Origin of the sequence: Aquabacterium sp. (assembly GCF_034003525.1) — a bacterium.
Taxonomy (GTDB): Bacteria; Pseudomonadota; Gammaproteobacteria; order Burkholderiales; family Burkholderiaceae_C; genus Aquabacterium.
Genome location: NZ_JAVEYN010000027.1, coordinates 1 through 14,203 on the forward strand (window position 1 = coordinate 1; position 14,203 = coordinate 14,203).

The 14,203-nt window shown below is 62.5% G+C and carries 13 protein-coding genes and 1 tRNA gene; 2 read left to right on the forward strand and 12 right to left on the reverse strand.

Annotation, left to right across the window (positions count from 1 at the left end; genetic code table 11):
- Positions 1-86: 86 nt before the first annotated feature.
- The 11 genes from RBT42_RS13790 to uvrB all read right to left on the reverse strand — a co-directional run bounded on the left by RBT42_RS13790 (position 87) and on the right by uvrB (position 9,531).
- Positions 87-659: a hypothetical protein gene (locus tag RBT42_RS13790; protein WP_320366095.1), complete on the reverse strand. Its 573-nt coding sequence runs from the start codon at positions 657-659 to the stop codon at positions 87-89.
- Positions 660-788: 129 nt separating this feature from the next.
- Positions 789-863, reverse strand: a tRNA-Val gene (locus RBT42_RS13795).
- Between the two features lie 61 nt (positions 864-924).
- Positions 925-1,650 (reverse strand): DNA polymerase III subunit epsilon, encoded by a 726-nt coding sequence (gene dnaQ, locus RBT42_RS13800; RefSeq protein WP_320366097.1) that lies wholly within the window; start codon positions 1,648-1,650, stop codon positions 925-927.
- A gap of 21 nt (positions 1,651-1,671) precedes the next feature.
- The gene (gene fdx / locus RBT42_RS13805) at positions 1,672-2,010 is read right to left on the reverse strand and encodes an ISC system 2Fe-2S type ferredoxin (protein ID WP_320366099.1); all 339 of its coding nucleotides are present in this window, start codon (positions 2,008-2,010) and stop codon (positions 1,672-1,674) included.
- Between the two features lie 8 nt (positions 2,011-2,018).
- Positions 2,019-3,887 carry a Fe-S protein assembly chaperone HscA gene (gene hscA, locus RBT42_RS13810; RefSeq protein ID WP_320366101.1) on the reverse strand — a complete coding sequence of 623 codons (1,869 nt, stop codon included), beginning with the start codon at positions 3,885-3,887 and terminating at the stop codon, positions 2,019-2,021.
- A 25-nt stretch (positions 3,888-3,912) separates the two neighbouring features.
- On the reverse strand, positions 3,913-4,437 hold the full coding sequence (gene hscB, locus RBT42_RS13815; protein WP_320366103.1) for a Fe-S protein assembly co-chaperone HscB: 525 nt from the start codon (positions 4,435-4,437) through the stop codon (positions 3,913-3,915).
- A 67-nt stretch (positions 4,438-4,504) separates the two neighbouring features.
- Positions 4,505-4,828, reverse strand: a complete 324-nt coding sequence (gene iscA / locus RBT42_RS13820; RefSeq protein ID WP_320366164.1) for an iron-sulfur cluster assembly protein IscA — start codon at positions 4,826-4,828, stop codon at positions 4,505-4,507.
- 76 nt (positions 4,829-4,904) lie between these two features.
- Complete coding sequence (iscU, locus tag RBT42_RS13825) at positions 4,905-5,291, reverse strand: Fe-S cluster assembly scaffold IscU (RefSeq protein ID WP_320366104.1); 387 nt, start codon at positions 5,289-5,291, stop codon at positions 4,905-4,907.
- Positions 5,292-5,348: 57 nt separating this feature from the next.
- The gene (locus RBT42_RS13830; protein WP_320366105.1) at positions 5,349-6,569 is read right to left on the reverse strand and encodes an IscS subfamily cysteine desulfurase; all 1,221 of its coding nucleotides are present in this window, start codon (positions 6,567-6,569) and stop codon (positions 5,349-5,351) included.
- 133 nt (positions 6,570-6,702) lie between these two features.
- Positions 6,703-7,236 (reverse strand): Fe-S cluster assembly transcriptional regulator IscR, encoded by a 534-nt coding sequence (gene iscR / locus RBT42_RS13835; protein ID WP_320366108.1) that lies wholly within the window; start codon positions 7,234-7,236, stop codon positions 6,703-6,705.
- Between the two features lie 153 nt (positions 7,237-7,389).
- Positions 7,390-9,531 carry an excinuclease ABC subunit UvrB gene (gene uvrB / locus RBT42_RS13840; protein WP_320366110.1) on the reverse strand — a complete coding sequence of 714 codons (2,142 nt, stop codon included), beginning with the start codon at positions 9,529-9,531 and terminating at the stop codon, positions 7,390-7,392.
- A gap of 242 nt (positions 9,532-9,773) precedes the next feature.
- Between uvrB and RBT42_RS13845 the strand changes: the two genes are divergently transcribed.
- Both RBT42_RS13845 and RBT42_RS13850 read left to right on the forward strand, forming a co-directional pair.
- The gene (locus RBT42_RS13845) at positions 9,774-11,744 is read left to right on the forward strand and encodes a PhoX family protein (protein WP_320366112.1); all 1,971 of its coding nucleotides are present in this window, start codon (positions 9,774-9,776) and stop codon (positions 11,742-11,744) included.
- A gap of 215 nt (positions 11,745-11,959) precedes the next feature.
- On the forward strand, positions 11,960-13,159 hold the full coding sequence (locus tag RBT42_RS13850) for an amino acid aminotransferase (protein ID WP_320366114.1): 1,200 nt from the start codon (positions 11,960-11,962) through the stop codon (positions 13,157-13,159).
- Positions 13,160-13,274: 115 nt separating this feature from the next.
- Here RBT42_RS13850 and RBT42_RS13855 read toward each other — a convergent pair whose 3' ends face one another.
- Entirely contained in the window at positions 13,275-14,078 is an 804-nt protein-coding gene (locus RBT42_RS13855; protein WP_320366116.1) for an IclR family transcriptional regulator, read from the reverse strand.
- Positions 14,079-14,203 lie beyond the last annotated feature (125 nt).

Below are 14,203 nucleotides of genomic sequence, written 5' to 3' on the forward strand. Positions count from 1 at the left end.
GACTCGGCCTGCTTCAAGAACCCGATGATCTGCTGCTCCGTGAATCGACTCTTCCTCATGTCCGTCATTCTCCAGGTTGACGGACCTCACTTCCATTCAACTGGTACGGTTGGGAGGGGGCAGGTCACGCAGGCCAGCCGAAGCTGAGCCTCCTCCCCTTCTCTGAAACGCCTGTCACGGGCCTTTGGCGCTGCCGGACGGCGTACCATACGCACAGGGTTCTCAGGCAGCTGGATGCCCCACTCCCTGCGCCCGGTTTCAATCACGTGCGCCAGGTGGTTCAATTCTTTATTGATGGTGCCGGCTGACACCTCTTTCAGCCGTTCGTCCCGGTACTGGGCAATGTGCTTGCTCGACAGCGCGCTCATCTTGAGCGACGCCAATGGCCGCTGGCTCAACGCCTTCAGCCGCGACGTCTCAGGGTCTTTGCCCCGCTTCAACGGCGTCACCTCTTTCAGGTAACGTTCGATCAGATCGCCAAGGCTGTTCTTCTCGGTCTCTGATCGGTCAACAAAGATACCCCGATCCATCTCGTTCTCGATGGATCGGGCCCAGGCTTCCGCCTCTGACTTCAGATCAAAAGAGCGTGTCTGCTCTGGATAGCCCTTGCGACGGATCTTCACCCGCCAGTACTGACCGCGTTTTTCGAATGCTGCCATCTGCGCCTCATGAAGTTGTTGAGTGCAAGTGCCAGGCCTAACTGCTGCCCCACTGTCCCAAAATTGTCCCAAATTTTGGCGAGGGCAAGAAAAAAGCACCTAGCATCGCTGCTAAGTGCTTGATTTTCTTGGTGGGCGGTGCAGGGTTCGAACCTGCGACCCCTGCCGTGTGAAGGCAGTGCTCTACCGCTGAGCTAACCGCCCGAAACTGGTTCGGGATTTGCCGCGTCGCTGATTTGTTTGTCGCAATCAGCGAAGACCTGAACTATAGCACGGTTTCGAGCGACTTCCACAAACTTTTGCCACCCGACGCTTTGTCGAGATCTTGCAACGCCTGGTCGAAAGCCTCGGCTTCCTCCGGCGTGGGCTGGACCACGGGCAGATCGAAGCTGCGCAGGTCGATGGCGGCGACGTCCAGTGCGCCCTGCCCTTCGTTGCCCGTTTCGTCTTCGGCCTCGATCAACAGGGCATCCTGGCCCCGCGTCATGTTGATGTAGACCTCGGCCAGCAACTCGGCGTCCATCAAGGCGCCGTGCAGCGTGCGGTGCGAGTTGTCCACCTCCAGGCGGCGGCACAGCGCGTCCAGGTTGTTGGACTTGCCCGGGAACATCTCGCGGGCCATCAACAGGGTGTCGATCACGCCATCGATGTGATCGGTGAACTTGCCCTGGCCGCAACGCGCCAGCTCGGCATTCAGAAAGCCGATGTCGAACGCCGCGTTGTGGATGATGACCTCGGCGCCCGCGCAGTAGTCCATGATCTGATCAACCAAGGCCCCAAACGTGGGTTTGTCGGCCAGAAACTCGTCGGTCAGGCCGTGCACGCGCACCGCGTCTTCGCTGTTGGGCCGCTCGGGGTTGATGTAGAAGTGCAGATGCCGCCCGGTGAGGCGGCGGTTTACCATCTCCACGCAACCGATTTCAACGATGCGGTCGCCCGAGTCGGGGCTCAGGCCGGTGGTTTCGGTATCCAGGAAGATCTGTCGGGACATGGCGCCACTCTCAATGCGGAATCAGTGATTCTCGCGCGCGTGGTTGATCGTGTACTTGGGGATCTCCACGACCAAGTCCTGACCGGCGACGATGGCCTGGCAGCTCAGTCGCGAATTGGGCTCCAGACCCCAGGCACGGTCCAGCAGGTCTTCCTCGGTTTCTTCCATCTCGTTGAGGCTGTTGAAGCCTTGACGGACGATCACGTGACAGGTGGTGCAAGCTGCGCTCATGTCGCAGGCGTGCTCGATCTCGATGTGGTTTTCCAGCAGGGCTTCGCAGATGCTGGTACCGGGTGCCGCGGTGATTTCCTTGCCTTCAGGGCAGAGGCTGGCGTGGGGCAGGATCTTGATGATGGGCATGGGGTGAATCAGAGCTGGTCAAGTTGGCGCCCCGCCAGAGCCTGGCGGATGCTGCGGTTCATGCGTTCGGCGGCAAAGGCCTCGGTGCCTTGGGCCAGGGCCTTGGTCGCGGCCTCCAGTGCTTCCAGGTCGCCGCGATCGCAACGCTGGCCGATCTGGGCCATCAGGCCGTCGATCTCGGCACGCTGCTCGGGCGACAGCAAGTCGCCATCGGCCGCGAGTGCGGTGCGGGTGGCTTCGAGCATGCGTTCGGCCTCGACGCGGGCTTCGCGCAGCGCGCGGTCCTTCATGTCTGCAGCGGCGGTGGTGAAGCCTTCGCGCAGCATGTGCGCGACCTGGTCATCGGTCAGGCCATAGCTGGGCTTGACGACGACCGAAGCCTCCACGCCCGACAGCTGCTCCTTGGCCGACACGCTCAGCAGGCCATCGGCGTCGACCTGGAAGCTGACGCGGATGCGGGCAGCACCGGCAGCCATCGGCGGGATGCCACGCAGTTCGAAACGGGCCAGCGAACGGCAGTGTTCGACCTGCTCGCGCTCGCCCTGCACCACGTGCACGGCCAGGGCGGTCTGCCCGTCCTTGAAGGTGGTGAAGTCCTGCGCGCGGGCGCACGGGATCGGGGTGTTGCGCGGGATGATGCGCTCGACCAGGCCACCCATGGTCTCCAGGCCCAGCGACAGCGGCAGCACGTCAAGCAGCAGGTGCTCACCTTGCGCGTTGTTGCCGGCCAGTTGGTTGGCCTGGATGGCGGCGCCCAGCGCGACCACCTCATCGGGGTTCAGGTCGGTCAGCGGTTGCTGGTTGAAAAAGCCGCCCACGGCCTCGCGCACGGCGGGCATGCGGGTCGAGCCACCCACCATGACCACCCCCTTGACCTCGTCGGCCTTGACCTTGGCGTCGCGCAGCACGCGCTTGACGACGGACAGTGTCTTGTCGATCAGCGGCTTGGCCAATTCAGCCAGCTTGGCGCGCGTCAGCGTCACCGACAGCATGCCGCCCGACAGCGCGCACGACAGATGGGCACTGCCATCGGTCGACAGCTTCTCTTTGGTGCGGCGTGCCGCGACCAGCACGGTGCGCTTGTCTTGCGGCGTGGCCGCCTGCATCTGCGACTGGGCCAGCGCGTACTCGGCCAGGATGTGGTCGACGTCGTCGCCGCCCAGGGCCGAGTCACCGCCGGTGGCCACCACCTCGAACACACCGTGGCTGAGTTGCAGCAGCGAGATGTCAAAGGTGCCGCCGCCCAGGTCATAGATGGCGTACAGGCCTTCGGCACCGTTGTCCAGACCGTAAGCGATGGCCGCGGCCGTGGGTTCGTTGAGCAGGCGCAGCACGTTCAGGCCGGCCATCTGGGCCGCGTCCTTGGTCGCCTGGCGTTGGGCGTCGTCGAAGTACGCGGGCACGGTGATGACCGCACCAAACAGGTCGTCGTTGAAGGTGTCTTCGGCGCGCTGGCGCAGGCTCGCGAGGATCTCGGCCGAGACCTCGATGGGCGACTTCACGCCGGCCACGGTGCGGATCGCGACCATGCCGGGCTGGTCTTCAAACTGGTACGGCAGGCGACCCGCATCGGGCAGGTCGGCCAGGCGGCGCCCCATGAAGCGCTTCACCGACACGATGGTGTTTTGCGAGTCTTCGGCCTGCGAAGCCAGGGCCTCGAAGCCGATCTGGCGACGGGTCTGCCCCTTGTCGTCGAGCAGGTAGCGCACGGCCGAAGGCAGGATCACGCGGCCGTTCTGATCCGGCAGGCATTCAGACGCGCCATTGCGCACAGAGGCCACCAGCGAGTGCGTGGTGCCCAGGTCAATGCCCACCGCGATGCGTCGCTGGTGGGGGTCGGGCGATTGCCCGGGTTCGGAGATTTGCAGCAGGGCCATGGGTGGGTCGTTTGCGTTCGCGCCTTCAGGCGGCGTCTTCGTAACGTTCTAGGCGGGCATCGATCTCTTCGAGCAAGCGATCGATGAACATCAGGGCGCGCACTTCCTGCGCGGCCTCGGCGGGGTTGGCGTCGACATCGAGCAAGCGGGTCACGCGGGCGATGCGGGCCTTGCGGTCGAGTTGCACTTCGTCGGACAAGGTCTCGACTTCGGCGACGGTGTCGGCCTCTTCCAGGGCTTCGCGCCACTGCATTTGCTGCATCAGGAAGGCGCCCGGCATGGCGGTGTTGCTCTCGGACTGCACAGGCACGCCCGCCAACTCGCACAGGTAGGCGGCGCGCTTGAGCGGGTCTTTGAGGCGCTGGTGCGCTTCATTGACGCGCACGGCCCATTGCATGGCCAGGCGTTGTGCCGCGCCACCCTCGGCGGCAAAGCGATCGGGATGGACCCGTGCCTGCAAGGCCTTCCAGGCAGCGTCCAGTTGACTGCGGTCCAGTGCAAAACCCTTGGGCAAGCCCAGCAGGGTGAAGTCGTCAGCGTCGATGTTCATGGTGTGTGAAAAGGCGAAACCCCACCACAGGGTGGGGCTTCATCCGACGCAAGGCATGCGAAACGCCTCAGATGCGGAAAGACTCGCCGCAACCGCAACGGTCGCGCTCGTTGGGGTTGTTGAACTTGAAGCCCTCGTTGAGGCCTTCACGCACAAAGTCGAGTTCCGTGCCGTCGATGTAAGGCAGGCTCTTGGGATCGACCAGGATCTTGACGCCGAGCTGCTCGAAGACGATGTCTTCGGGGTTGATCTCGTCGGCAAATTCGATCTTGTAGGCCAGACCCGAGCAGCCCGTGGTCTTGACACCCAAACGCACGCCCACGCCCTTGCCACGACGGGCCAGGTAACGCGTGATGTGACGCGCCGCGGCCTCGGTCAGGCCCACGGACATGGTGGCATCGACCGCACCGATCTCGGCCAGGGGACCGTTGCCGGGCCCGCTGGTGCACGAGCCGGAGGTGGCTTGATCAGCTTGCATGTTTGGTCTTGTAGTCGTTGACGGCGGCTTTGATCGCATCTTCCGCCAGGATGGAGCAGTGGATCTTGACCGGGGGCAAGGCCAGCTCTTCGGCGATCTGGGTGTTCTTGATCTCGAGGGCCTCGTCCAGCGTCTTGCCGCGCACCCACTCGGTCACGAGCGAGCTCGAGGCAATGGCCGAGCCGCAGCCGTAGGTCTTGAAGCGCGCATCTTCGATCACGCCGGTGGACGGGTTGACCTTGATCTGCAGCTTCATCACGTCGCCGCAAGCCGGGGCGCCGACCATGCCGGTGCCCACAGTCTCGTCGCCCTTTTCGAAAGAGCCAACGTTGCGGGGGTGTTCGTAGTGGTCGATGACCTTGTCGCTGTATGCCATGGTGTTACTCCAAATCTCGTCGGTGGCTGCGGACGCCCGCAGCCGTGGCGGGCACGATCAGTGTGCCGCCCATTGAATAGTGCTGATGTCGATACCGTCTTTGTACATGTCCCACAGGGGCGAGAGTTCGCGCAGCTTGGCGACACGGTCCTTGAGGGTGGTGATGACGAAATCGACTTCTTCTTCGGTCGTGAAACGGCCGATGGTCATGCGCAGCGAGCTGTGGGCCAGCTCGTCGCTGCGACCCAGGGCGCGCAGCACATAGCTGGGCTCCAGGCTGGCCGAGGTGCAGGCCGAGCCCGAGGACACCGCGATGCCCTTGATGCCCATGATCAGCGACTCGCCTTCCACATAGTTGAAGGAGACGTTGAGGTTGTGGGCGACGCGCTTGTCCAGATCGCCGTTGACGAAGATCTGTTCGATGTCTTGCAGGCCGGCCAGCAGGCGGTCACGCAGGGCCTTGACGCGGGCGTTCTCATCGGCCATTTCTTCCTTGGCGATGCGGAAGGCTTCGCCCATGCCGACGATCTGGTGCGTGGGCAGCGTGCCCGAGCGCATGCCACGCTCATGGCCGCCACCGTGCATCTGGGCTTCCAGGCGCACGCGCGGCTTGCGGCGCACATACAGGGCGCCGATGCCCTTGGGGCCGTAGGTCTTGTGCGAGGCCAGGCTCATCAGGTCGACCGGCAGCGTGGCCAGGTCGATGTCGATCTTGCCGGTGGCTTGCGCAGCGTCCACGTGGAAGATGATGCCCTTCTCACGGCACAGCGCGCCGATGGTCGGGATGTCCTGGATGACGCCAATCTCGTTGTTCACGTACATGACCGAGATCAGGATGGTGTCGGGGCGGATGGCGGCTTTGAGCACGTCCAGGTCCAGCAGGCCGTCTTCCTTGACGTCGAGGTAGGTGGCCTCGAAACCCTGGCGCTCGAGTTCACGCACGGTGTCGAGCACGGCCTTGTGCTCGGTCTTGACCGTGATGATGTGCTTGCCGCGGGTCTTGTAGAAGTGCGCAGCGCCCTTGAGGGCCAAATTGTTGGACTCGGTGGCCCCCGAGGTCCAGACGATTTCGCGCGGGTCGGCACCGATCAGGTCGGCGACCTGTTGACGGGCCTTTTCAACGGCGGCTTCGGCTTCCCAGCCATAGGCGTGGGTGCGAGACGCGGGGTTGCCGAAATGCTCACGCAGCCAGGGGATCATGGCGTCGACGACGCGGGGGTCACACGGCGTGGTCGCGCCGTAGTCCATGTAGATGGGGAAATGCGGGGTCATGTCCATGGTGGGGACTCAATGGCTGGCGCCAGACAGGTCAACACGACCCGGCAGGCAGCGGTACAAGGATCGCTCGGAAGTGAGGCTGAATTATCAGGGCGAGCCACCCTCTGCCGAGGCGGAGGGGGCCCGATGTCCCTTATTTGGTCAGGGCTGCACCGAGAGCGAACACGGAATTGGGCGCGGTGACCTTGATGGGCTTGACCACGGGCTGGGTCGAGATGGCGCGCTTGATGGGCTGCGCTTCGATCGACACGCCCTTGGCCAGCTGGTCGTCCACCAACTTGCGCAGGCTGATCGAGTCGAGGTACTCGATCATCTTGTTGTTCAGGCTGGTCCACAGGTCGTGGGTCATGCAGCGGCCGCCGTCGTCGCCCATGCAGTTTTCCTTGCCGCCGCAACCGGTGGCGTCGATGGGCTCATCGACCGCGACGATGATGTCGGCCACGGTGATGTCTTCGGCTTTGCGGCCGAGGGAATAGCCACCGCCCGGACCACGGGTGCTCTCGACGAGCTCGTGGCGGCGCAGCTTGCCGAACAACTGCTCCAAGTAAGACAGCGAGATCTGTTGACGCTGGCTGATGGCAGCCAGGGCGACGGGGCCGGTGTGCTCCCGCAAAGCCAGATCGATCATGGCCGTCACAGCGAAACGGCCCTTGGTGGTCAAACGCATGGCATAACTCCTTATGCGGCATCGGACATGCCCCACACTGGCCCTGGGTCGGTCAGCGCTGGACCCACCGGGATCTCCGGCAGATCGGGGGCAGGTCAATCCCGAGTGTTTGGGTCGATTATACGCTTTCCCACTGTTTTGGTCAACTTTAGATCAGGGTTGACCCGGAGATGAAGCCGGCGCGACGTGGTCGTGTACCACCGCCCCAAACGCCTGTTCCTTGAGTAAGGCCAGCTGATCGCGCAGGCGAGCAGCTTTTTCGAACTCCAGGTTCTTCGCCGCTTCCAGCATTTCCTTCTCCAGCGTCTTCATGCGCTTGCTGAGGTCCTTCTCGGACAGAGCTTCGCTGCCCTCCATCGAGCGCGCCAGTGCTTCGGCTGCCTTGAGGTCATCCTTGGCCGCGTTGGACATCACGCCATCGATCAACTCCTTGACCTTCTTGTTGATGGTGCGCGGGGTGATGCCGTGGGCCTCGTTGTGGGCGATCTGTTTGTTGCGGCGCCGCTCGGTCTCACCGATGGCCTTGCGCATGGACTCGGTGATCTTGTCGGCGTACAGGATCGCACGGCCGTTCTGGTTGCGCGCGGCGCGGCCAATGGTCTGGATCAGGCTGCGTTCGGCGCGCAGGAAGCCTTCCTTGTCGGCATCCAGAATCGCCACCAAGGACACCTCGGGGATGTCCAGGCCTTCGCGCAGCAGGTTGATGCCCACCAGCACGTCGAAGGCGCCCAGGCGCAGGTCACGCAGGATCTCGACGCGCTCGACGGTGTCGATGTCGGAGTGCAGGTAACGCACCTTGACGCCGTTGTCGGTGAGGTAGTCGGTGAGCTGCTCGGCCATGCGCTTGGTCAGCGTGGTGATGAGCACGCGCTCGTCCTTATCGACGCGGATGCGGATTTCCTGCAGCACGTCGTCCACCTGGTGGGTGGCGGGGCGCACTTCGACAATGGGGTCGAGCAGACCGGTGGGACGCACCACTTGCTCCACCACCTGACCCGCATGCTGTTGCTCGTAGGCCGCCGGCGTGGCGGACACGAACACGCACTGACGCATCTTGGTCTCGAACTCCTCGAACTTGAGCGGGCGGTTGTCCATGGCCGAGGGCAGCCGAAAACCGTACTCCACCAGCGTGGTCTTGCGCGAGCGGTCGCCGTTGTACATGGCGCCCAGCTGGCCGATCATCACGTGGCTCTCGTCCAGGAACATCAGCGAGTCGGCAGGCATGTAGTCCACCAGCGTGGGTGGTGGGTCGCCGGGCTTGGCGCCTGAGAGGTGGCGCGTGTAGTTTTCAATGCCCTTGCAGTGGCCCACCTCCTGCAACATTTCGAGGTCAAAGCGGGTGCGCTGCTCCACGCGTTGGGCTTCGACCAGCTTGCCCTCCCCCACCAGTTGCTTGACGCGCTCGTTGAGCTCGACCTTGATGCCTTCAATGGCCTGCAAGACCTGCTCGCGCGGTGTGACATAGTGACTGGACGGGTAGACCACGAAGCGCGGGATGCGTTGCTGGATGCGGCCGGTGAGCGGGTCGAACAGCGAGAGCGTGTCCACCTCGTCGTCGAACAGCTCGACACGCAGGGCCAATTCGGAGTGTTCGGCCGGGAAGATGTCGATGGTGTCGCCGCGCACGCGGAAGGTGCCGCGCCCGAAGTCCATGTCGTTGCGCCTGTACTGCATGCGGATCAGCTGGGCAATCACGTCGCGCTGGCCCACCTTGTCGCCCGTGCGCACGATGAAACGCATCTGCGTGTAGTCCTCGGGCTTACCGATGCCGTAGATGGCCGACACGGTGGCGACGATGACCACGTCCCGGCGCTCGAGCAGGCTCTTGGTAGCGCTTAGGCGCATCTGCTCGATGGCCTCGTTGATGGCACTGTCTTTTTCAATGAACAGGTCGCGCTGCGGGACGTAGGCCTCGGGCTGGTAGTAGTCGTAGTAACTGACGAAGTACTCGACGGCGTTGTTCGGGAAGAACTCGCGGAACTCGGCGTAGAGCTGGGCCGCCAGGGTCTTGTTGGGCGCAAACACGATGGCCGGACGCCCCATGCGAGCGATGACGTTGGCCATGGTGTAGGTCTTGCCCGAGCCGGTCACGCCCAGCAAGGTCTGGTAGCTCAGACCGTCTTCGATGCCTTCGCAGAGCTGTGCAATGGCGGTGGGCTGGTCGCCCGCTGGCGGGTAGGGTTGATACAGCTCGAACGGCGAGTCGGGGAAATGCACGAACTGCCCAGCTTGCGCAGATTGATCGACGTTGCCGGGAGAGGCTCCCACGCCAGGTGAAAGGATCGGATCGGACATGGACAGAGGAGAACCCAATTGGTCACGCGAGATGGCGCATCTCATCACCAGGATGCGCCCCAGTGCGCAATGTACGCCCATCCGAAAAAATGCGTCTTTGTCAAACTTTGATGACAAGGTCGTGTCACCCCCCAAGCGCCAGCATCAATGCAACACGCTTGGGCGAAGTCACGCTTCTTCATGGATCTGTCATGCATCCAACCTAATGTGGCAGCCATTCGCTGTCAACACCTTGGAATGTCATGACTCAATCTGTGAACCCGTCTCGTCGTCAAGCCCTTAAATTCCTGTCGGGCGTGCCCATGCTGCCGCTGTCTGGCTTGGCCGCATCGTCTGTGCTGTCCGGCTGTGGCGGTGGCGGCGATAGCGCGCCGGCTGCACAAGCTGCTGCTACCTCGTTTGTTTCTGCATGGTTTGGCACCATGTACGCACCCACGACCGTGGAACAGATGGCCACCACCTACGTGGCGTCCACGCTCAACATCAAGCTGAGTGATGGCACCACACAAACCAGCAACCTGGCCTATGAGCACTTCTTCTTGACAGGCACCGAAGTCGACAAGCTCGAGGGCGGGAAGATTCTGGCCGGTGGCTATTACGACATCAACAATCAACCCATCATCGACACAACCGGTGTCACACCACGCCAATACTTCAGCGATGCGCCAGACGGGACCTCGCTGCTGACGGTGCCGAACGCCAATGTCACGGGCGTCACGGGCAACCACGTGTTCGCAGTGGTGCAGTTCGAATACACCTCGTCCTCTCTTGATGGCACCAACATGTATGGCAAGTTGCCGTCCCCCATTGCCGTGCTGACCCTGGATCAAAACCCCACCACCGGCAAGCTGACTCTGGTGAAGTACCACAACGTGGACACCTCTGGCGTGAATGGCCTGTGGATCACCTGCGGCGCCAGTCTGTCTCCATGGGGCACTCATCTGTCGAGCGAAGAGTATGAGCCAGACGCCTTCGCAACTCGCGCAGGCAGCCTGCTGGAAGGCTTCAGCCAAAGTCTGTACGCTAACGGCGCAACCGCCAATGCTTACAACTATGGCCACATGCCCGAAGTCGTGGTCAACCCTGACGGCACCGGCACCATCAAGAAGCACTACTGCATGGGCCGCATCTCGCACGAGTTGGTGGAGGTGATGCCTGACCAGCGCACCGTCCTGATGGGTGACGACGCCACCAACAGTGCCTACTTCATGTTCATCGCCGACAAGGCTGCCGACCTGTCTGCCGGCACGCTGTACGTTGCGAAGGTCGGCACCGCCGCCAATGCGAGCAGCCCTGCATTCTCGATTGATCCGACTGCTGCGGCTGCGCAAATGAGCTGGATCAAGCTGGGCCATGCAACCAGTGCCGAGATTCGTGCATTGGTTGACGGTGGTATCCAGCCTACCGACATCATGGACGTGCGCAGCACTGATCCGAGTGATGCAAGCTTCACGAAGGTCTTCGCTAACGGCAAGACGGAATGGATCAAAGTGGTCGCAGGCCAAGAAAAGGCTGCGGCTTTCCTGGAGACGCACCGTTATGCCGCCTTGATGGGCGCCAGCACCTGTTTCACGAAGATGGAAGGCACCACCGTCAACATCAAGGACAAGGTAGCCTACTCCGCCCTGCAGAACATTCAATCGTCCATGGTCAAGGGCAATGCCCGCAGTCTGCCCGAGGTCCAGGTCAACCAACTGGATGCTGGTGCCGTGATGGCGCTCAAGCTGAAGGGCAGTCAAAAAGACACCTCAGGCGCCAACATCGTTAGCGAGTGGGTCCCCGTGGACATCAAGGCACTGCTGACTGGCGAAGACTACGCCATCGCGGATGCGCTGGGCAACAAGGCCAACCCCAACAAGATTGCCAACCCCGACAATCTGAAGTTCTCGGAAAAGCTCCGCACACTGTTCATCGGTGAAGACAGTGGCCAGCACACCAACAACTTCCTGTGGGCCTACAACGTCGACACGAAACGCTTGGCGCGCATCATGTCCATTCCTGCTGGCGGTGAATCGACCGGCTTGCATGCCGTAGACGAAATCAACGGTTGGACGTACATCATGAGCAACTTCCAACACGCTGGCGATAGCAACTATGTGAAGAGCAACGCCGCGCTGGATTCCGCAATCAAAACCAACTACAACGACAAGTTCGCTGCGGCTGTGGGCTATCTCACCGCCACATCGACCAGCATCAAGCTCGGCAAACTCTGATTTCTGACGAGGATGCGTACTGAAAACACCCGCTCCGGCGGGTGTTTTGCTTTCTCCGAGCCGGCAACAGGGACGTCACGCACGCATGGAGACTGCGATTGGCTAAAATAAAGGGTTTGCCCGACACGCCATTCGTTCGCCACAAGCGCATGGAAGACGCAGTCGGTCTCGTCTTCCCTTCATCAGATTACCCCAACCGTCCGGAGACTGCTCGCATGGCCTCGCTGTTCGCTACCGTTGAAATGGCCCCCCGGGACCCCATCCTGGGCCTCAACGAACAATTCAATGCCGACACCAACCCCAACAAGGTGAACCTGGGTGTGGGCGTCTACACCGACGACAACGGCAAGCTGCCCCTGCTCAAGTGCGTCGCCGCTGCCGAGCAGCAGATCGCCGCCGCCCCCAAGGCCCGTGGCTACCTGCCCATTGAAGGCATTGCCGCCTACAACAAGGCTGTGCAAGGTCTGGTGTTCGGTGCCGAGCACGCTGCTGTCACCGAAGGCCGCATCGTCACGGCCCAAGCCATTGGCGGCACCGGTGGCCTGAAGCTGGGCGCAGACTTCCTGCACAACGTCAGCGGCAAGAAGCAAGCCCTGATCTCGAACCCGAGCTGGGAAAACCACCGCGCCATCTTCGAGACGGCCGGCTTCACCGTGGGCACCTACCCCTACTACGACGAAGCCAAGCGCGGCATCAACTTTGAAGGCATGCTGGCGGCCCTGAACGCGGCCGAAGCCGGCACCGTGATCGTGCTGCACGCCTGCTGCCACAACCCCACCGGCTACGACCTGACCGAAGCCGAATGGGATCTGGTGATCGCTGCTGTGAAGGCCCGGAACCTGGTCGCCTTCCTCGACATGGCCTACCAAGGCTTTGGCGAAGGCATCGCCGAAGACGGCAAGGTGATCGGCAAGTTCCTGGATGCTGGCCTGAACTTCTTCGTCTCCACCAGCTTCTCCAAGAGCTTCTCACTGTACGGCGAGCGTGTCGGTGCCCTGAGCATCGTCAGCGAGTCGAAGGAAGAAGCCGGCCGCGTGCTGAGCCAACTCAAGCGCGTGATCCGCACCAACTACTCCAACCCGCCCACACATGGCGCCACCGTGGTGTCGATGGTGCTGAGCTCGCCTGAACTGCGCAAGATGTGGGAAGACGAGCTGACCGAGATGCGCGTGCGCATCAAGGACATGCGCGCCGCCCTGGTCAAGGAACTGACCGACGCTGGCGTGCAAGGCGACCTGGGTTACATCACCCGCCAGAAGGGCATGTTCAGCTACTCCGGCCTGAACGCCGCCCAGATGCAGCGTCTGCGCGCCGAGTTCGGCGTGTACGGTGTGGATTCGGGCCGCATTTGCGTGGCCGCGCTGAACACCAAGAACATCAAGGCTGTGGCCGCTGCCATCAAGGCCGTGATGTAAATCAGCCTGCGCTGAGCACACCAGGAGGCGACGGCCTCCTCACCCAGATCAAGGCTCCGGAAACGGGGCCTTGGTCGTTTCTGGGCCGCCACACCGCAGCGCCCCGCATGGTCAGTCAGCGCGGCATCAAGGCGCTGATGCGCTCGGCCACCGCCTGCAGGCGCGGCAGGAAGTGCTGCTGCATGCCGGCCACCGTCTGGCGGTGCGGCTGGCTGCTGACGTTGATGGCGGCGACGACTTTGCCGCTGCGGTCGCGGATCGGTACGGCCAGGGAGATAAGGCCCATTTCCAGCTCTTCGTTGATCATGGCCCAGCCCTGGCGGCGCACCTGGCCCAGCGCCTGCAGTAACTCCTCGTGGTTCACGATGGTGCGTGGGGTACGGGCCTCCAGCGTCATGGCCGCCACGCGGCGTTCGCGCTCGTCTTCGGGCAAGGCGGCCAGCAGCACTCGCCCCATCGACGTGCAATAGGCCGGCAAGCGGGTGCCCACGCCCAGGTTGATCGCCATGATCTTGTTGGCCGGCACACGCAGCACATAGACGATGTCGTCGCCATCGAGCACGGCCGCCGACGAGGACTCCTTCAGTTCTTGCGTGAGTTCTTCCAGCAGCGGCTGGGCCAGCCCCCACCACGGCTGTGCACTCAGATAGGCAAAGCCCAACTCCAACACCTTGGGCGTCAGGCGGAAATCACGCCCCTCCTGATCGACATAACCCAGGGTCTGCAAGGTCAGCAGGATGCGACGAACTCCAGCACGGGTCATGCCCACACGTTCGGCGCATTCGGACAGCGTCTGCGTGGGCGCATCGGCGCCGAAGCTGCGCAACACATCCAGGCCACGGGCAAACGACTGGACATAGCTGTCACTGGGTTTGGGGGAAGAGGCTGCGCCCCCCTCCTCGTTGGAACTCAAAGACATACCAAGAACCTTCTGCGGTCATTTCACAGGACGAACGCGCAACCAAGGGTAAACCCCCACCAATCTTGACAGGCGTGTGACGGACTTTTAAGCTGCGCTTGTTCGATTGGCGAATATTTGTTCGC